This window comes from Polynucleobacter bastaniensis (genome assembly GCF_018882205.1).
GTDB classification, from domain to species: Bacteria; Pseudomonadota; Gammaproteobacteria; order Burkholderiales; family Burkholderiaceae; genus Polynucleobacter; species Polynucleobacter bastaniensis.
The window spans coordinates 13433-30802 of sequence record NZ_JACVOU010000005.1; the positions used below are offsets into that span (position 1 = coordinate 13433).

Here is a 17370-nt window from a genome sequence, read left to right on the forward strand (position 1 = left end):
ATGTGGCACCCCCATCATTGTTTAGGCAAGCAAAAACTCATTTTTATTCTTATCTCTAGCTTATTGAGCTCAGTCACTCTCGCTCAATCAGCTGCCCCAAGCTTGGAAATCACTGCCACAGGATCACAAGAGGCTACTCAAAGCATTCTGACGCCAACCAAGGTTTTGCAAGGCGATGAGCTTCTCAATAAATTAGGTGCAACTCTAGGCGCCACACTAGCCAATGAGCTTGGTGTCTCTGCTACAGGATATGGCGCAGGCTCATCTCGACCAGTCATTCGAGGTCTTGAAGGTGCACGTGTACAAATTTTGCAAAATGGTCTCTCCGTTGGCGATGTATCTAACATCTCACAAGATCATGCCGTGGGAAACAATATGCAAAATGCGCACCAAGTTGAGATTCTTCGTGGTGCAGCTGCCCTACTCTATGGCTCAGGATCAAGCGGTGGACTAGTTAATGTGATCAACGATCGCATCCTCACCAATTTGCCTGATAGACCAACTGGCGCTGTCAATACCAGCTATGAGACTGTAAATAATGGCAGATCTGGAGCATTAGAGGTAGATGGTGCTTTTGGCTCAATAGCAGTACACGTAGATACCGCAATGAATAATGCCAATAATTACCGCATACCAGGCAACTCAACACAATCGCAGGGTGAGCCTACTGGAGGGTGGACTGTTCCACCGGATGGAAACGGCGGCAATAACTATTCTGGTAACTTACCCAATAGCTTCAGTAAGCAGAATAATTTAGGTGTTGGCGTTTCTTATATAGGTGAATCTGGCTACACCGGAGTTTCTGTAGAGCGCTTAAATAATAACTACGGCATTCCGACGCCTGAAGGAGGATCGATTAACCAATCGCAAAATCGATATGACGTTCAGCATCAAACTCGAGATCCATTTGCGGGATTTTCATCTTTGAAATTGAGTGCAGCCAATTCGAATTACAACCATACTGAATTTAATAACGTGGGTAGCGCTGCTGCAGTTTGGAAGAACATTGCCAATGAGGCTCGCCTAGAATTGGCTCACAATCCGATAGCTGGATGGAAAGGTACTTTTGGAGCTCAAGTCTCTGCTGCCTCTCTCAATGCTACCGAAGTGGGTACAGGTAGTTATGCCATTGTTCCTCCAACCAAAACCAATTCTAATGCCTTATTTTGGATCGAGGAAGGCAAGTGGAATTCTTTACAAGGCAGCCTGGGGCTACGCTATAACAATGTTGCCCAGAATCCGAATTTGGGTACAGCCTTAGAGACTCAGCCTACAGTCGCCCCTGCCGGAACTACTCCTAGTATTACTCTGCAGAATCGCAAATTTAATCTCATGTCCTATTCTGCCGGTAGCTTATGGAATTTCATGCAAGGGTATGGAACTGGGGTAGCTTATACCGTGTCACAAAGAGCACCGAGTGCTCAAGAACTCTATTCTTATGGCGCACATGAATCCACTGCCACCTTTGATATTGGTAATCCCAATTTGGGTAAGGAGACCTCACATAACTTAGAGTTCAATATTCAGAAGACTAGTGGATTATTGAGGAGCAAGGCAAGTGTCTATGCCAACCGTTTTAATAACTATATTTATGGTTATTACACTGGTAGCACTATTAATAATGGTGGGCAAGGTGATGGCTTTAACGTAGTGACTGCGCAGCAAGCTGCAGCGACCATTAAAGGTATTGAAGGTGAACTTACCTACAACTGGAATCAGACTGGCTTAGGCAGTCGCGTATTCGGCGATGCTTCACAAGGGACTTTTGATGCGGGAGGTAATCTACCCCTACAGCCTGCACCACGCTTAGGCGCAGAGTTAGCACACCAAAAAAATGGCTGGCTTACGAGTACGACTTACATCTACAGCTATCAACAGAATCGCTTGGCAAGCTGGGAGCAAGGCCCTGCTCCAAGCTATAACTTATTAAATGCTGGCATCTCTTATACAGAAAAAGTAAGAGATGTAAATTGGACTGTGTATATGAATCTGAAGAACTTGCTCAATGAGCAAGTTCGGTATGCTACGACGCCAATGGCTGTCAGGTTATATGCACCTCAACCCGGTAGGAGTCTCATGATTGGCTTGCGAGGAACCTTCTAAGTTTTCGCCTATTTTAGATAGGCCATTAGTAAAGCTCCAAATCCTCCTGAGCCAAGAATCACTAATACTGGATTAATCTTGGTTCTGAGAATGAGATACAGAGTGACTAGGGCAAGAGCCAAGGTAATACTGCTCACTACAGATGCTTTGGCAACCGCGTAAACACCAGAAGACATTAGCCCAATAGAAATGGGCTCAAGCGCATTTTGAATAGATCGACGCCAAGGACTTTCTCCAAAACGATTCCATAAGCGCCCGACATAAAAACAAAGAACGCTTGAAGGCAAAAAGAAGGATAGCAAGACTACCCCCGCACCGATGAGTCCAGCAATTTGATAGCCAATGACTAGAACCATCAACATATTAGGGCCAGGCGCTAACTGGCCAATACTATAAATATGAACAAATTGGGTGTGGTCGATACCAAACTGATGTGCGAGTATGGTTTGCATCTCCGGTAACACGGCAGTACCGCCACCAACCGCAAGAATGGAAAGCAAAGCAAAGGTCCAAGCTAAGTGAATCAATAGGCTCATTGAGTTTGACCTGGTCGATACAGATAGAGTGATATCGGTGCCATGATGAGGATCACATATGGCAATGAAAGCTTAAAGATACTCATCAATATAAATGTGACAACAATAATGGCCAATGACTTCACATGACGCCAGTGAGCATCACCGATTTTGTAGGTAATTGCAGCTAGTAAGCCAGTGGCAGCTGCTGCAATCCCAGCTAAGATGAAATTGATTGAAGGATGGTCTGCGGCACTAGCGTAAATCATGCCAAACCCAAGCACGAGCAATGCGCCCGGAAATATTAAGCCTAAGGTAGCGATGATGGCACCTAGAGCCCCGCGCAGGTGATCTCCAGCGAGCACTGCTAAGTTCACGGAATTTAAGCCCGGCATTGTCTGACTAATAGCTAGATAAGCCATGAACTCATCCTCACTGAGCCACTTGCGCTTTTCAACCAAGAGAATACGTTCGTAGGCGATGATGCCCCCGCCAAAGCTGACAGCGCCAATAATCAAAAACTGAATAAATAGATCGCCTAAGCTTGGAGACTTCGCAAGCTGCACATCATCTTGAATCTGAGAGCTCACTCAGGTTTTCCGTATACCAAAGCTGTTTTAGTACTACCAATTTCCAACCAGCTAGCGAGCTCAATTTGTAGTTTCTTAAAAAATTTATCGGCACGTCGATGAGCCTTTTCTTGGCCTCGGTTTGCATCGTTGACTCGATAAGAAAAAGCCAACTCTCCAACAATCGGATCTCCCACACTCTTCATCCAAATCGCAATCTCACAATGTGCTTGTACGCCATCACCAAATACTAAGTTGCCTATTGGTAAACAGGCCTCAAGAATCTTATTGGTACGACCACCCACAATTCGAATGGGTGATTTTTTATCGATCGGTAAGGCCGTCAAACCGGGAAAATACTTAGCAACACTAGCTAAGGATTTTTCAAACAGACTGTCAATAGGCACTGCATCCAAAATTGCGTTGTTGGAGTAAATCGCTCTGCTTGTACCGATCGTATCGCCTCGTAGAATCTCTTCCTTTAGGCGTAAACGTGATTTGATTGTTTTCTTAGGTGATGGATCAAATTCATGGGACTTCTGTAAATCACCCGTACGGCACTTTAAAGTTACCTCACACCAATCATCTACCCAAATATTTTGACGAGACTCACGGACACGCAAAATAATATTGTTTCGTCTGAAATCCTCACCTGGGGTATCGTAAAAGTAAATATTACGTAAACCAGTTGTAGCGTTATCTAAGTGAAAAAATTCCACCTTGCTTTTTTTGCAAAACTGAAGGATTTGATCGCTCAAAGTAGTAATGCGGCTGCGCCTATCCAAGCCCTGAGGCTTAATCAGAAGCTTGAATTCTCTATTGGTAATGCCTTGCTTTGGTTTCAAGTGCTACTCCCCTTAATAAATACTGAGAGATTAACACTTCGAGGTCTATATTAGAAAGTCAATAGATCTCGGGAACGTACATATCTTTTGGCACCGGTCCACGGAGATAGTCAGGGTTGTGAACCCGTTCTGGCAGAGTAATCTCAGGATGCTCAATTTCCTTGTAGGGAATTTGAGTCAGCAGATGCGAAATACAATTAAGACGGGCTTTTTTCTTGTCGTTTGCAGCCACAACCCACCAAGGCGCCTCAGGAATATTCGTGCGCTCTAGCATGGTCTCTTTTGCCTTGGTATAGTCCTCCCAACGACGGCGAGCATCTAAGTCCATTGGACTCAGTTTCCATTGCTTTAATGGATCATGAATCCGTACCATGAAACGGCTATATTGTTCATCGTCTGAGATAGAGAACCAGTATTTAATCAAAATGATTCCAGAACGGATAATCATGCGCTCAAACTCAGGGACTGTACGTAAGAACTCCTCGTACTCGACATCAGTACAAAATCCCATAACTTTTTCAACACCAGCACGGTTGTACCAGCTTCGATCAAACAAGACGATCTCACCACCAGCAGGCAAGTTTGATACGTAGCGCTGAAAGTACCATTGGGTTTTTTCACGCTCGCTAGGTGCAGTCAATGCGACGACTTTGCAAACGCGGGGGTTAAGACGTTGCGTAATTCGTTTGATCGCGCCACCCTTACCTGCAGAATCACGACCTTCAAATAAAACAGCGACCTTGAGTTTGTTTTCTACTACCCAATCTTGGAGTTTGACCAACTCACCCTGCAGGCGAAACAATTCCTTAAAGTAGACATTTCGAGGTATGACAGAGGCGCTTCCGCTATCAGGTGATAAGCGATCATCATCGAGCTCCATTTCGAGCTCTTCATCCATGCTATCAAGAATGTCTTCTCGAGCACTCTTGTACCAATCATCTATTTCTTTATGCTTTGATGTCATAACTCTTTCCGATACTGATAAGTCGTTGTACCCCTAGGATATGACACTTTTATTACATATGCTGTTTATAAGGTTTTAGTAATTGCTTCCTGGCAATAGAGAGCAAGTTCCTTGCGATCCGGATTACTTGAATTACTCGTTAAATACGGCTCTATTAGGTTTAAATGCACCTCTATATCCTGGCGGCTAGAAATGACATTAGACATCGATTCCAGCAGACCCATATCGCCAATAAAGGCAGCGGCATCGCTCCTCAGACCCGTTGATCTCGACCGGTAAGTAATAGCTATCGGCAAGACTGGTGCATGAGCCAAGATGGCGGATTCAAATAAATTGGGCTTAAACGGCAATACTGATTCCCCAGAGGTAGATGTACCCTCAGGAAAGATACAGACCGACTCTACTTTGAGGGCTTGGGCCATCTGGTCTACTACCTGCCTCGCATGGCGCGCACTATCTCTACGAATAAAGACGGTGCCCAGCTGCTGTGCCATCCATCCAAATACAGGCCATCCTCGCACCTCCGATTTAGCAACAAAACGGACCGGTCTAAATGCATTAATCACATGAATATCCAACCATGAGATGTGATTTGATGCCAGCAAATGGGGGCTAGAGTGCAATTTCTCGGCACCTATCACTCGTAACTGGATATGAAAGATTTTTAATAATCTCTTAGACCATTGTTGTATGTGGCGGTCCTTCTGATCTCGATTGAGGAAGGGGAAAAGGAAAGATAGCGTGCATACTCCGCAATTGACATGCAACAGGATTTGCATCCAAATCCAATAGCGAAGCCAAATACTCGGGGTTGAGGTGGGTTTTGGTGCGGGGCTTGATTGGAAATACTTCATGTTTAACCGTAATATAAATCAAGTCATCAAACTGTCGCAAAAGTGTCATGATGCCTTCATAATGAATCGGCTTAATACGTACTCATGACGCATTACAGAGCGATTTGGATTTCAGATATACACCTCGGAACATCAGGGTGTCAGGTAAATTACCTCCTCGATTTCTTAAAGCACAATGAAGCCGATCAGATTTACCTAGTAGGCGATATTATCGATGGCTGGCGCTTAAAACAGTCGTTTTACTGGCCACAGACCCACAATGATGTCGTTCAAAAACTACTACGCAAAGCCCGTAAGGGTTCTGAAGTCATTTACATTCCTGGCAACCATGACGAAGCGGCTCGACAATACTTTGGCATGTCCTTTGGTGATATCAAGGTTCAAGAAGAGGTCATACATACAACCTTAGATGGACGTAAGCTGTGGGTAACCCATGGCGATTTATTTGATGGTGTCATGCAATACGCCAAATGGCTCGCCTATGTCGGCGACTCTCTGTATACCTTTATTTTGTACATCAATCGCTATTTTAATATGTTGCGTGTCAGGATGGGACTGCAGTACTGGTCTCTCTCCCAATATCTCAAGCATCAAGTAAAAAATGCTGTCAGCTATATCGCAGACTTTGAGCACATCATGGCCAGAGAAGCCCGTCTAAGAAATTGTGATGGCGTCGTCTGCGGCCATATCCATAAAGCAGAAATTCGTGAAATCGATGGTCTGCTGTATTGCAACGATGGTGACTGGGTCGAAAGCTTATCAGCCCTTGTAGAAACCACAACTGGTGAACTCAAAATTATCTACTGGACACATATACACGGTGATCTAGTAGAGGCACCTGAAATTACTCACCAACCCGAGCTATCAACACTGATTAAAGAGGTTACCGTATGAAAATTATGATCATTACTGATGCATGGGATCCACAAGTTAATGGTGTTGTGAGAACACTCAAACAAACTAGAGCTGAACTTATTGGCATGGGTCATGAAGTTGAGATGATTACCCCGACTGGCTTTAAGTCCATCCCCTGCCCCACCTACCCAGATATTGCCCTGTCCTTATTTCCCGGCAAGGAAGTGGCTCGCCGCATTAAAGAATTTGCACCAGATGCAATGCATATTGCTACTGAGGGTCCTTTAGGCTTATCAGCTCGCTCTTATGCCGTAAAGAATAATTTGCCATTCTCTACGGCCTATCACACCCGCTTTCCTGAATATGTCAAAGCCCGTACCGGAATTCCCCTGAGCATTACTTATGCTTTTATTCGTTGGTTTCATGGCCCTTCGATGGCAGTAATGGCGCCAACCATTGTTGTTAAAGATGATCTTGAGAAGTTTGGACTTAAAAATGTCGTATTGTGGTCACGGGGTGTGGATTTAGACATCTTCAAAATGCAAGAATCTAAATCTCTCAATAGCGCTCACCCGATCTTTTTATATGTTGGTCGCGTTGCAGTAGAGAAAAATATCAATGCCTTCCTAGAAATAGATCTACCAGGCTCCAAATGGGTTGTTGGTGATGGTCCTGCAATGGCCAGCATTAAAGAAAAATACCCCAACATCAATTACCTAGGCGTATTACAACAAGAAGAGTTGGCCAAGGTATACGCTGCCGCCGATGTTTTTGTCTTCCCAAGCAAAACCGATACTTTTGGGCTAGTCATACTAGAGGCTATGGCTTGTGGCACTCCAGTTGCAGCCTATCCAGTGACAGGTCCAATTGATGTTTTAGGTAACTCTGCTGCTGGCGCAATGCACGAAGATCTTCAAATAGCTTGTATGCAAGCTTTGAAGATTCCTCGTGAATTAGCTCGCTCTCATGCTGAGAAGTTTTCTTGGAGAGCAGCTTCGGAGCAGTTTGCCAACCATCTAAAGCCCGTACCCTCCACAGCAGTTCATACCACTGCCCTCGCTTAAGAATTTATTTTGACAGCGCCCTATAACATTAAGCAAAACCCCCATAAAGGCAATCGGGGGCTCACGCGCGCGTGGCATGCAGCTAAGAATTCTTGGTGCGGCATAGTCTATGCATTTCAAGAGGAAAGTGCTTTTAGACAAGAACTGTTCCTGCTGATAGTGCTGAGCCCAATTGCCCTTTTCTTACCAGTTAATCCTCTTGAGAAATGTGCCCTGATTGCATCGCTCATCATGGTTTTAGTGGTCGAGCTACTCAATTCCAGTGTCGAGGCGGCTATCGATCGTATTTCATTTGATCATCATGATCTATCGAAAAGAGCAAAAGATTTTGGCTCAGCTGCAGTCATGCTCGCCTTACTGATTTCCGTTCTATTGTGGGTAACGATTTGCATACCTCTGGTCATCAATTAGTTTAATACTTAAGGAACACTATGTCTGATATTCCAAATCCCCTTGCTGCATTTGATCTTTTTAATTCTCGCTTTGAAGTAAAGCCAAAAAAGACTAAAAAGAGTAAAACTGAGGCATTTAAAAAACTCTTTTCTAAAAAAATTACGAAGAAATTATTTGGTAAGAAATTTGCTACTAAAGCTAGAGCTGAGCTGAGTTCTATAGAGCCTGTAGCTGAGAAGACATTAACCAAGCCAAAGCGCCCTGCATTTCAAATTACTTGGGCTAGTAATACGAGTGAGATTAAAGAGGCTCAGCGCCTACGCTACAAGGTGTTTGCAGAAGAAATGGGGGCTAATCTTCCAAGCAATCCAGAGAACCTCGATATTGATGAATTCGATGCCTACTGCGACCATTTACTGATACGTGATCAGGAATCATTAAGAGTTGTTGGCACCTATCGCGTTCTCCCTCCGCACAAAGCTTTAGAAATAGGACGCCTCTACTCAGATTCTGAGTTTGATTTAAGCCGCTTGGATCACTTGCGCCCTAAACTAGTTGAGCTCGGTAGATCTTGCGTACACGAAGACTTTCGTTCTGGCGCAGTCATCATGGCTTTGTGGAGCGGCTTAGCGCAATACATGCTAAAACACGATTATGAAATCATGCTTGGTTGTGCCAGCATACCTATGGCTGATGGCGGTCATTTTGCAGCCAGCCTGTACAACTCGTTAAGCAATGATCAGATGGCGCCAGTTGAGAATCATGCTTTTCCTCGCTTACCCTTGCCACTGGAGCGACTTAATGGCGGCTTAGATGTAGAGCCCCCACCCTTGATCAAAGGTTATTTGAAGTTGGGCGCTAAGATTTGTAGCGCACCAGCCTGGGATCCAGATTTCAACACAGCTGATGTATTGACTATGTTGCGCCTATCGGAAATCAATCCTCGCTACGCTAAACACTTCTTCGGGCAGTAAGAATTACTTTAAGCTAATGCTGTAAGGTCGGCCGATGCGTTCCCATTCGGCCGCTTCTTTTTGAAGGCTAAATTCCGTTAAGGGATGTTCTCTAGCCCAGTCTTTGGAGAGACTAACCAAATAGTCCCCATTGTGCTCAGAGACCTTTACTTTGGGTAAGTTGACATCACTGCGCCCACGGCAAAGTACTTGCGCAAGCCGCATGCAAAATAACATACGCCAATCAGAGAAAGAGACATTGTTGGCTAACTTCCCTAACTTACCGGTGTGGCCAATCAATAAGGCGGCTAGTCTAGCTTGATCGTTCTTTGAGAAACCCGGCATATCAGCATTACCAGCAATGTATGCAGAATGTTTATGATATCCGTTATGTGAAATTGATAAGCCGATTTCATGAAGATTAGCGGCCCATTGCAATAAAGCGATGTTATCCGCCCTACTCTCTTCCTCAGGTCTAGGTAACTGCGCTAAAAACTCAGCAGCTAGATTGCCAACACGCTTAGCTTGTTCTCGATCTACAGCGTAACGCTGCATAAATTGCTCAACTGTTACAAAGCGCATATCCTCATGCTGAGAGCGGCCCAATAGGTCATAAAGGACACCGATTCTCAAAGCGGCATCAGTGACCTCCATAGACTCAATACCAAGCTCATCAAATACAGCAATCATGATGGCAAGGCCACCGGGCCAAACTGAGCGCCTGTCGTCCTTGAGGCCTGGTAACTCGACCTGGTTGATATGCTCATATTTAAGCAGGTGCTTTTTCATGGCTCTTAAGCCATCGCGAGTAATCAACCCATCGGTACCATCTTTCTGGCCATTGAAGTTATTCTCCGCAATGAGTTCTGCTAAGGCGCGTGCGGTTCCTGAAGAGCCGATCACTTGTTTCCAGCCGGCATTCAGATACGCCCCAGAAATGACCTGAATTTCTCTTCTAGCCGCCAGCTCTGCCTCTTTGAAGGCATGAGAATCGACATTGCCCTTTGGAAAAAATCTGAGGCTATGAGAAACACATCCGATATAGAGGCTTTCCATCAACTTGGGCTCGTAACCTTTGCCAATGATCAACTCAGTAGAGCCTCCACCAATATCTACCACCAAGCGATTACCCTGCACTGCGGGCACTTCATGCGCAGCACCGATATAGATTAGGCGCGCCTCTTCTACGCCTGCGATCACTTCAATGGGGAAACCTAAGGCTCCCTCGGCTTCTTGGATAAAGTGAGGTGCATTCTTGGCCACTCGTAAGGTGTTGGTGGCAACAGCACGCACATTGGCAGGATCAAAGCCCCGAATACGCTCACCAAAACGCCGAATTGCCGCAATTCCTCGCTGATAAGCGTCATTGCCCAATAATTTATTGTCAGTTAAGCCAGCAGCCAGGCGGACAGACTCACGCAGCGTATCAATCGGACGCAGCTGTGTACCTGAAGGCGTCTTGACAACTTGGGCTACCAGCATACGAAAGCTATTAGAGCCAAGGTCAACTGCAGCGACTAGCTCAGTTGCATTCATTACAGATTTATTTTGATGTAAGGCCACAACATTTCCAATAGAAGCAGGTTTTCTTGAATGTGTCTATCTTATGAAACTCTAATGACACATTCGTGAAACAAGACCCTAGTCTACTGGGAAGTAGCTTAAGTAGCTAAATTTTGCTCTGGGCTAAAGCAATCCTGACTTCCAAAACTGCAGAAAATACAGCAGTCTCCTGATCTAGGCTTCAAAATGGTGCTGCAGCTAGGGCAGCGATATAAATGCTGAGAATAGCCTTGCGAGATCTCTAGGGTTTCTTGTGCACGGCAGTTGGGGCAAGTAATAGTTGTGTGTACTGAATTCACAGTGACGATCATGAACTGGAACTATTACAGAATGAAGACATTTATTCGGATCGACCAATCTTCACCGAACCGTCACACTTAAGGAGCATGATTAGGGTTTAGATTCACTACAGGAGATATGAGATGCTGTATCAAATTATCCCTCTTGAAATGGGCTCTCTAGTCCAAAGATATATCTTTCAAAAACAGAATAAAGAAATTAAATGTGGAACGGTTTGGAAGCTTGGCTCCATCACCACCCCTACCAAGCCAAAGTTCATCAGTCACTATCAAGCTCAAGTAGGAATTTGTATTGCCGACATTCCTGGGGCAGAAATCAGCAAGACTTATGATGGGGAGAAGGTAATCTACTTTTCTGAGACCATTGATGAAGATGAGCAAGATGAGCTTACGGATATTTTCTATGGAAAATCAAAAAAGTTTTCCGGGGAATACGCACATGTCTTTCAAGATCTGGGGTGGAAAGAATTAGGAGAGAATACCTATATCTTCGGTGAGCTAGAAATTAAAGAGATCAGCGATGAACCTCAGCAATATAAATAAACAAGCAAGCGGATAATTTCTAAACAAATGAAATCTTTCAAAACAATACGCTTAAGCGTATTTTTTCTCACTATCACCATAGCAAGCTTTTCAACGGTTGCCATCGGCCAGACATTTAAGTTCATAGCTCTGGGTGATATGCCCTACTCACCACCCAAAGATTTTCAACGCTTTGAAACCTTAATTACAGAAATAAACGGACTAAAACCCAGTTTCAGTATATTTATTGGGGATACAAAATCTGGCTCATCACTCTGTAGTGATGAGCATAACCAAATTATCAAATCCTATTTTTCAAGCTTTAATGCACCCTTGGTCTACAGCCCAGGAGATAACGAATGGACTGACTGCCACCGACCTTTAGCTGGTGCGTACGATCCATTGGAAAGACTAGAAGCTCTTAGGTCGGTATTTTTTAGCACTAATCAAAGCCTAGGTAAAAATACCCTACGTCTTCAAAGGCAATCTGATCTAGACCCTAAGTATTCCAAGTATGTGGAAAACGCTTACTGGGTTAAAAATAATTTTTTGTTTGTCAGCATTCATATACCCGGTTCCAATAACAATAACGAGGGTACAGAGTCAGCAATCAAAGAATATCAAGGTAGAAATCAAGCTAATCTGGCATGGATTGATCGGGCATTTAATTTGGCTACCCAAAGAAATTTGAGCGGTATCATATTTGCCTATCAAGCTGATATGTTTTACCAGCCTAGCCAACTGACAAGCACCGATAGTGGCTATCGCGATACATTAGAAAGCCTCATATCTAGATCGGAGATTTTTAATAAACCAGTGTTATTGATTCATGGTGATAGTCATCGACTCATCATTGACCAGCCCCTCTATCGTAAGAATCAAAAAAGAGTACTAGAAAATGTATTACGACTTCAGGTGATGGGAGCTGAACAAGTTCAAGCCGTTGAAGTTCAGGTTAATCCTGCGCAAGAACAGCCCTTTAGCTTCAAACCAATTATTCTCAAAAAAAATAACTAGCAAAATCTTATTTCAGTTTCATCTGTAATTGGATAAACTCACAAACTTGAGGCGTAAATGGAACTGGGTGCCCTGCATTCTCGACCACGAATGTGATTAATCCGGGTATTGCAGCCTTTGCAGAGATTACTCTCTGGCGCGTACATATCTTTGAGTCGGCTCCATAAATAAGCGCCACTTTTCCTTTGTAGCCCTCCATTGCCTCATGAAAGTTCATTCCCCATACATCGGCTTTGTAACTTAAATCGAAGTGGCCTGGTAACTGAACATCTGTAAATGCCCTCTCATCCACCCTCAGATCTTTTGCCAATTGTTTGACTTCCTTAAAACCTACTTCATTTTTCATTGATTTATATAAAGAATAGAGTGCGGTCCAATTCACAGTTAAGGCAATATCATTCAAAATGATTTCGGATATTCTTTTTCCCAGTGCTTTCGTTAAGTACATAGCTAGCACACCACCCATGCTGGTGCCCAAGATGGTGAATTGAGTGCTCGATGAATGGTTACTCAAAAGCATCTTTATTAGGCTTTGAATGTCTGATAAGTAAAGAGACATAGTGTAGTTTTGAAACAAAGCAATGGACTCAGAATCCCCTCTCCCAGGAAAATCAACGCTAACTACTTTGCAATCTTCAAATCTTAAAAAATGGGTATGCAATGCACTAAAGGAATCTTTGGTCTCCAAGAGGCCAGGCAAACAAAGTAATACTTTTTCTGCATCGATATTCCCGGAGATGCTATAGGCAAGCTTTCTGTTACCTCCTTCATCTGCGACATCAAAATACCGAGTTTCTGGCAGAGTAAGGTCTATCTTTGGCTTTGTAAGCACCTCAGGCCGAGTGAGCTCTTCTTCAGTATCTAACTCAAGTACTTCTGAGGGTGCATGGAAAAGATCAGGTACAAACCCAAACTTCTCTGCTGTGGTGACTGGGGTGATGTGTTTTATCTCTTGAGTGAACCCAAGGACCTTAGAAACTGTAAGCCTTAAATCTACCAGCGAATCGTATAACTTTCTTTTCATTCAGGCCAAGTCCATTCATAACAAGAGATTACTTGTCAGCATTCATTGTGAACTATAAAGGCATCGAACAATAGTAATGAATCAATAAAGTGCAAAAGTAGGTAGACTGAGTTCTGAGTTCCATTAAAAGTAACTAATCTTAGATATCGTTCATTTGACTTACTAACGCTTGGTATAACCTAGCCCAAGAGTTTCAACCATTACCTTGAATACCTCTGTGTTATCCATAAATCCACGGAACTTTTCTGATCCGGGCCCCATAGCATTGAGCACTGCATCATCAGCTGTGTGAACACCCATCTCTTGATGCGAAGGCAAGTTACCAGTCATGTGAATAGCATCTTCTTGTAGCTGAATATATTTAGGGTTAGCAACATACTTGCCAGACTCATCTTTCACTGCTGGCTTAAATGTGCCGTCTAGTTTTGGATGAAGCGTTTCATAGTGATCGGGATAGTTCCCATAAAAGAAGGCCAAACGTTTGCTCACATCAATCTGATTTGGATAACCTGCCACATCCGCTTTAGGATAGTTCGGGTAGCCAGCATCTGCATATACCCCAACCTTTTCCCTTAGGGGTCCTGGTTTAGCATCATTCACAACACCACTGATTGAGCCACTATGGGTATGGTCAGGGGTAACAATAATGAGAGTGTCTGGATTTTTCTTCGCAAAATCTTTTGCAATTTGTACGGCATTACTCAGCATGATGGTGTCAAAAGCAGCTCGCTCCCAATCCAGCGGATGATTAAACTTATCAATTAAGGCAGCTTCAACCATCAAGAAAAAACCATTAGGGTTTTTGGATAAGACATTGATCGCTGCTTGCGTCATCTCCGTTAAATCAGGCTGATCAGGATATTGCGCCACTGTATTTTTCTTTAAGAAAAGCCGGTCTAATGAACCATCCATATTATCTGGATGAAATACTCCAAATAGCTTTCTAGTTTCTTTAGCATTACCTGCTGCCAATAACTCTTGTTTATTTAAGGCGATTGAATACCCCGAAGAGTTAAATTGGGATACCAGATTTTTATCATCCTTACGCTTTGACCCTTTAGTAGACTGCGGGTAAAAGTAAGCGGAGCCTCCACCTAAAATGACCTCCGCCCCACTAGCAAATAGTTGATCGGCAATGTACGGTTTATCAGCGCGTCTTCTGGTGTGAGCCACCATAGCACCAGGAGTTGCATCCTGTAGCTCGGCATCCGAGACAATGCCAACGGACATTTTAGTTTTGCGCTTAATTAATTCAGAAATAGTTTCCACTTTCGGGTGGGATAGGTTGTCTGCCGCCCTTGAAACATAAACCCCCATAGCGTTCACTGCAGTCTTATGACCTGTTGTATAAGCGTTCATTGAGTTTGCAGAATCGGTAATGAGTGAGTCAGAGCCTGATGTGCCGATTAGCGCCATATTAGGCATGTCATCAAATGACAACTTACCCTGGTATTTACCTTCGGTTATCCCCTTAGATAAAACACGTGCAGATGTTCTGTTGGCGATAGTCATACCATCACCCACAAAAAGAATGATATTTTTTACTTTTCGAGGGCCGCTGGCATAGATGTCCCAAGTGACTTGGATACTTTCCTGACCCCCCTTAGCAATCAAAGAATACTGACCAGGCTTTGCTAGCTGAACGTCTCGATAAATCAGGGAACTTCCTTTACCTGATTCATTTGCGATATAGATTGGCTGTGACTTGATCTGCGCCTTGATAGGCGCATTATTGAGTTGAATATCCAAATCCTCTAATTTGTACTCTTGATCAAATTCAACTTTGATATCAAATGACGAGCCAACAAGAATCGAAGCCTTGTTGATGGGGTAAATAGCTGCTGCCTCAACCCAAACTGCCTGGAGAAGAAGGGAAATAAATAAAATTGGATAGGCAATTTTGCTCATAGGAATAGGTAAATTCTTATAGTGAGAGTTGTTGAATTATGATCGCCACTTTTGATGTCATTTTCATGACATCATGGGATTATCGGTCATTCGAATACTTGTAATGCAGACCATGCGGAGAGTGGCTTGAGCTAGCTACTGTAATGAATGCTATGAAGTTTATCTTGAATTTGTAGCTTATTGAGGGTTTCAAACGGCAAGTCAATCAGCAACTCAATTCGGTTACGCAAACCCATCTCAACCTGCTTAAATACCTGGGATATTTTTTCATCATCGCCAATTTTAGAATCGGCTGGATTGGGAAATCCCCAGTGGGCTGTTGAGGGATGTCCCGGCCAAATCGGGCACTCCTCAGCTAAAGCTGTGTCACACAAGGTAATAATGAAATCCATTTTGGGAGCGCCCTCGCGACTAAACTCATCCCAACTCTTACTTCTCAGAAGCTGAATGGGGTATCCCATGGATTTAGCCATCTCTAAGGCAATCTCGTGAACCAAACCACTTGGCTTCGCGCCAGCAGAATATCCAGTAAAGCGACCATGACTCAATGTCGTGGTCAGCGCCTCCGCAATAATTGACCGCGCAGAGTTTTCATTGCAAAGAAAGAGGATGTTGTAATGATTATCCATGGCTCAATGGCTAAACAAGTTCGTCGAGATTTAAAGTGTACTTTTGATCAAGGAGAAATACACTGGCATGGTGTTCACTCTTTTCATATTTATTACTCAAAAATTCCTGCTTAATATTGCTAACATCTTCCGTATGCACCCGTAAATTGGGCCGAAATAGAGTTGATAGATTGAGATCGCTATTTGTGTTCATAATATTCCCTCTTAAGCAATAGTTGTTGATATTAAGAAGAAAATATTTCAGATTCATTGCAATTTCAGAATTCATTTCCCAAAAAATCAGAGCTTCTTTTGACATTGATTTGTAATATTCTGCAATTAAAGTAATAGCTTTAGGCATTTAGCTTAAATGCGATCGATTGCCCTCCTCCTAATGCTGATCCCGCTGGCATGCAAAGCATTTGAACCACTGAATACGGACGATGCTGGTACAGTGGTTAAGGGTTTAAATCAAATAGAGCAGTATTTTTTTACAACTGCCTCACATGGCGGCGGATCAGTTAATCCTGCAGATGTGATTACTCCCGGTGAAGAATATTTCGGTGGCCAAGGTGCTAAGGCCTTCCCTTTTACATACACCCGTGGCGTTACAGATGATGTCGAAATATCTTTTGGCACTACCTACTTTGCATCCCCAAGGGGCAGCTTTTCGCCCCTATCTAACAAGGTAATCGCCATGAAATGGCGCTTTGCCGAGGATGATCAGTGGGGTTTAGCAGTTAAACCGAGTATCACGCTGCCTGGATCCCCACAGCAGCAACTTGCTGGATTAGGTCTCGCGTTACCAAATTATGGTGTAAATCTGATTGCTTCGCGATATTGGGATGTGGTGGAAATGCACTTCAATGGAATGTATAGCAAATCTCTCTACAACACTAATTACAAGCTAGGTGCTGGTACGGTAGAAAATAGAACCAATATCTGGTTCTTCTCTATGGCGCCTGTTTGGAAGGTAACAAATACAGTTAGACTGGCACTGGACTTGGGCCTAACAACCAATCCACCGAGCACAGAACAATATCTCAGAAACTACGCCTTAATTGCAGCCATCATCTCTGCAAGTGATAGCGTTGATATTGGCATCTCTTACATGAAAAGTGCTGCCAACATGGGGATCATTCTGAACAACTCAGGCATCAATGCCTCACGCTCAGAGATCGGATTTACTTGGCGCTTTTAACTACCCAAACGGTGTTGCATATTCCGGTTGCGATAAGCCACTCTGATGTCGTGCCAAATAATCAATGCTTTAATAAAAAATCGTTTCATATAAACCTCCATAGAATTGATTAG

18 protein-coding genes are annotated in these 17370 nt (G+C 43.6%); 8 read left to right on the plus strand and 10 right to left on the minus strand.

The annotated features are described in order from the left end of the window. The gene (locus ICN22_RS09415; RefSeq protein ID WP_216170513.1) at positions 1 to 2103 is read left to right on the plus strand and encodes a TonB-dependent receptor; all 2103 of its coding nucleotides are present in this window, start codon (positions 1 to 3) and stop codon (positions 2101 to 2103) included. 8 nt (positions 2104 to 2111) lie between these two features. Here the strand turns inward: ICN22_RS09415 and ICN22_RS09420 are convergent, their stop codons facing one another. From ICN22_RS09420 to ICN22_RS09440, 5 genes are all read right to left on the minus strand, one after another. Beyond that, positions 2112 to 2639 (minus strand): chromate transporter, encoded by a 528-nt coding sequence (locus tag ICN22_RS09420; RefSeq protein WP_216170515.1) that lies wholly within the window; start codon positions 2637 to 2639, stop codon positions 2112 to 2114. Then, positions 2636 to 3208, minus strand: a complete 573-nt coding sequence (locus tag ICN22_RS09425; RefSeq protein WP_216170517.1) for a chromate transporter — start codon at positions 3206 to 3208, stop codon at positions 2636 to 2638. Before ICN22_RS09425 ends, ICN22_RS09420 begins: the two co-directional genes overlap by 4 nt. Then, entirely contained in the window at positions 3205 to 4032 is an 828-nt protein-coding gene (locus tag ICN22_RS09430; protein ID WP_216170519.1) for a CYTH domain-containing protein, read from the minus strand. The genes ICN22_RS09425 and ICN22_RS09430 overlap by 4 nt, the downstream gene beginning before the upstream one ends. 58 nt (positions 4033 to 4090) lie before the next feature. After that, a complete protein-coding gene (gene ppk2, locus ICN22_RS09435; protein ID WP_216170521.1) occupies positions 4091 to 4996 on the minus strand; it encodes a polyphosphate kinase 2 in 906 nt (301 codons plus the stop codon). A gap of 65 nt (positions 4997 to 5061) precedes the next feature. Then, on the minus strand, positions 5062 to 5850 hold the full coding sequence (locus ICN22_RS09440) for a lysophospholipid acyltransferase family protein (RefSeq protein WP_216170523.1): 789 nt from the start codon (positions 5848 to 5850) through the stop codon (positions 5062 to 5064). An 84-nt stretch (positions 5851 to 5934) separates the two neighbouring features. Here ICN22_RS09440 and ICN22_RS09445 point away from each other — a divergent pair, with 84 nt between their 5' ends. Genes ICN22_RS09445 through ICN22_RS09460 form a run of 4 tightly spaced genes read left to right on the plus strand, consistent with a single transcriptional unit; the run spans position 5935 to position 9136 of the window. Beyond that, positions 5935 to 6744, plus strand: coding sequence for a UDP-2,3-diacylglucosamine diphosphatase (locus ICN22_RS09445; RefSeq protein ID WP_216170525.1), 810 nt, complete (start codon positions 5935 to 5937; stop codon positions 6742 to 6744). Next, on the plus strand, positions 6741 to 7769 hold the full coding sequence (locus ICN22_RS09450) for a glycosyltransferase family 4 protein (RefSeq protein WP_215306682.1): 1029 nt from the start codon (positions 6741 to 6743) through the stop codon (positions 7767 to 7769). The genes ICN22_RS09445 and ICN22_RS09450 overlap by 4 nt, the downstream gene beginning before the upstream one ends. 9 nt (positions 7770 to 7778) lie before the next feature. Continuing rightward, on the plus strand, positions 7779 to 8180 hold the full coding sequence (locus ICN22_RS09455; protein WP_216170527.1) for a diacylglycerol kinase: 402 nt from the start codon (positions 7779 to 7781) through the stop codon (positions 8178 to 8180). A gap of 20 nt (positions 8181 to 8200) precedes the next feature. Then, positions 8201 to 9136: a GNAT family N-acetyltransferase gene (locus tag ICN22_RS09460; protein WP_255533923.1), complete on the plus strand. Its 936-nt coding sequence runs from the start codon at positions 8201 to 8203 to the stop codon at positions 9134 to 9136. A 3-nt stretch (positions 9137 to 9139) separates the two neighbouring features. Here the strand turns inward: ICN22_RS09460 and ppx are convergent, their stop codons facing one another. After that, complete coding sequence (gene ppx, locus ICN22_RS09465; protein WP_216170958.1) at positions 9140 to 10651, minus strand: exopolyphosphatase; 1512 nt, start codon at positions 10649 to 10651, stop codon at positions 9140 to 9142. 125 nt (positions 10652 to 10776) lie between these two features. Continuing rightward, complete coding sequence (locus ICN22_RS11170) at positions 10777 to 10989, minus strand: GDCCVxC domain-containing (seleno)protein (RefSeq protein WP_304610405.1); 213 nt, start codon at positions 10987 to 10989, stop codon at positions 10777 to 10779. A 111-nt stretch (positions 10990 to 11100) separates the two neighbouring features. Here ICN22_RS11170 and ICN22_RS09470 point away from each other — a divergent pair, with 111 nt between their 5' ends. Next, positions 11101 to 11520, plus strand: a complete 420-nt coding sequence (locus ICN22_RS09470) for a hypothetical protein (protein ID WP_216170529.1) — start codon at positions 11101 to 11103, stop codon at positions 11518 to 11520. 27 nt (positions 11521 to 11547) lie between these two features. Further along, positions 11548 to 12516, plus strand: coding sequence for a hypothetical protein (locus ICN22_RS09475; protein WP_216170531.1), 969 nt, complete (start codon positions 11548 to 11550; stop codon positions 12514 to 12516). Between the two features lie 7 nt (positions 12517 to 12523). Here ICN22_RS09475 and ICN22_RS09480 read toward each other — a convergent pair whose 3' ends face one another. The 3 genes from ICN22_RS09480 to ICN22_RS09490 form a co-directional block, all read right to left on the minus strand. Continuing rightward, on the minus strand, positions 12524 to 13540 hold the full coding sequence (locus tag ICN22_RS09480; protein ID WP_216170533.1) for an alpha/beta fold hydrolase: 1017 nt from the start codon (positions 13538 to 13540) through the stop codon (positions 12524 to 12526). A 162-nt stretch (positions 13541 to 13702) separates the two neighbouring features. Beyond that, a complete protein-coding gene (locus ICN22_RS09485; RefSeq protein WP_216170535.1) occupies positions 13703 to 15448 on the minus strand; it encodes an alkaline phosphatase in 1746 nt (581 codons plus the stop codon). Positions 15449 to 15579: 131 nt separating this feature from the next. After that, positions 15580 to 16077, minus strand: coding sequence for an arsenate reductase ArsC (locus ICN22_RS09490; RefSeq protein ID WP_216170537.1), 498 nt, complete (start codon positions 16075 to 16077; stop codon positions 15580 to 15582). A 349-nt stretch (positions 16078 to 16426) separates the two neighbouring features. Between ICN22_RS09490 and ICN22_RS09495 the strand changes: the two genes are divergently transcribed. Then, a complete protein-coding gene (locus tag ICN22_RS09495; protein ID WP_216170539.1) occupies positions 16427 to 17257 on the plus strand; it encodes a hypothetical protein in 831 nt (276 codons plus the stop codon). Positions 17258 to 17370: the final 113 nt, after the last annotated feature.

What these genes read in the sequence shown, in the direction of transcription:
- ICN22_RS09415 (WP_216170513.1), top strand. Translation starts at nt 1, where the DNA reads ATGTGGCACCCCCATCATTGTTTAGGCAAGCAAAAACTCATTTTTATT.
- ICN22_RS09420 (WP_216170515.1), bottom strand. Translation starts at nt 2,639, where the DNA reads ATGAGCCTATTGATTCACTTAGCTTGGACCTTTGCTTTGCTTTCCATT.
- ppk2 (WP_216170521.1), bottom strand. Translation starts at nt 4,996, where the DNA reads ATGACATCAAAGCATAAAGAAATAGATGATTGGTACAAGAGTGCTCGA.
- ICN22_RS09440 (WP_216170523.1), bottom strand. Translation starts at nt 5,850, where the DNA reads ATGAAGTATTTCCAATCAAGCCCCGCACCAAAACCCACCTCAACCCCG.
- ICN22_RS09445 (WP_216170525.1), top strand. Translation starts at nt 5,935, where the DNA reads ATGACGCATTACAGAGCGATTTGGATTTCAGATATACACCTCGGAACA.
- ICN22_RS09450 (WP_215306682.1), top strand. Translation starts at nt 6,741, where the DNA reads ATGAAAATTATGATCATTACTGATGCATGGGATCCACAAGTTAATGGT.
- ICN22_RS09460 (WP_255533923.1), top strand. Translation starts at nt 8,201, where the DNA reads ATGTCTGATATTCCAAATCCCCTTGCTGCATTTGATCTTTTTAATTCT.
- ppx (WP_216170958.1), bottom strand. Translation starts at nt 10,651, where the DNA reads ATGAATGCAACTGAGCTAGTCGCTGCAGTTGACCTTGGCTCTAATAGC.
- ICN22_RS11170 (WP_304610405.1), bottom strand. Translation starts at nt 10,989, where the DNA reads ATGATCGTCACTGTGAATTCAGTACACACAACTATTACTTGCCCCAAC.
- ICN22_RS09470 (WP_216170529.1), top strand. Translation starts at nt 11,101, where the DNA reads ATGCTGTATCAAATTATCCCTCTTGAAATGGGCTCTCTAGTCCAAAGA.
- ICN22_RS09475 (WP_216170531.1), top strand. Translation starts at nt 11,548, where the DNA reads ATGAAATCTTTCAAAACAATACGCTTAAGCGTATTTTTTCTCACTATC.
- ICN22_RS09480 (WP_216170533.1), bottom strand. Translation starts at nt 13,540, where the DNA reads ATGAAAAGAAAGTTATACGATTCGCTGGTAGATTTAAGGCTTACAGTT.
- ICN22_RS09485 (WP_216170535.1), bottom strand. Translation starts at nt 15,448, where the DNA reads ATGAGCAAAATTGCCTATCCAATTTTATTTATTTCCCTTCTTCTCCAG.
- ICN22_RS09490 (WP_216170537.1), bottom strand. Translation starts at nt 16,077, where the DNA reads ATGGATAATCATTACAACATCCTCTTTCTTTGCAATGAAAACTCTGCG.
- ICN22_RS09495 (WP_216170539.1), top strand. Translation starts at nt 16,427, where the DNA reads ATGCGATCGATTGCCCTCCTCCTAATGCTGATCCCGCTGGCATGCAAA.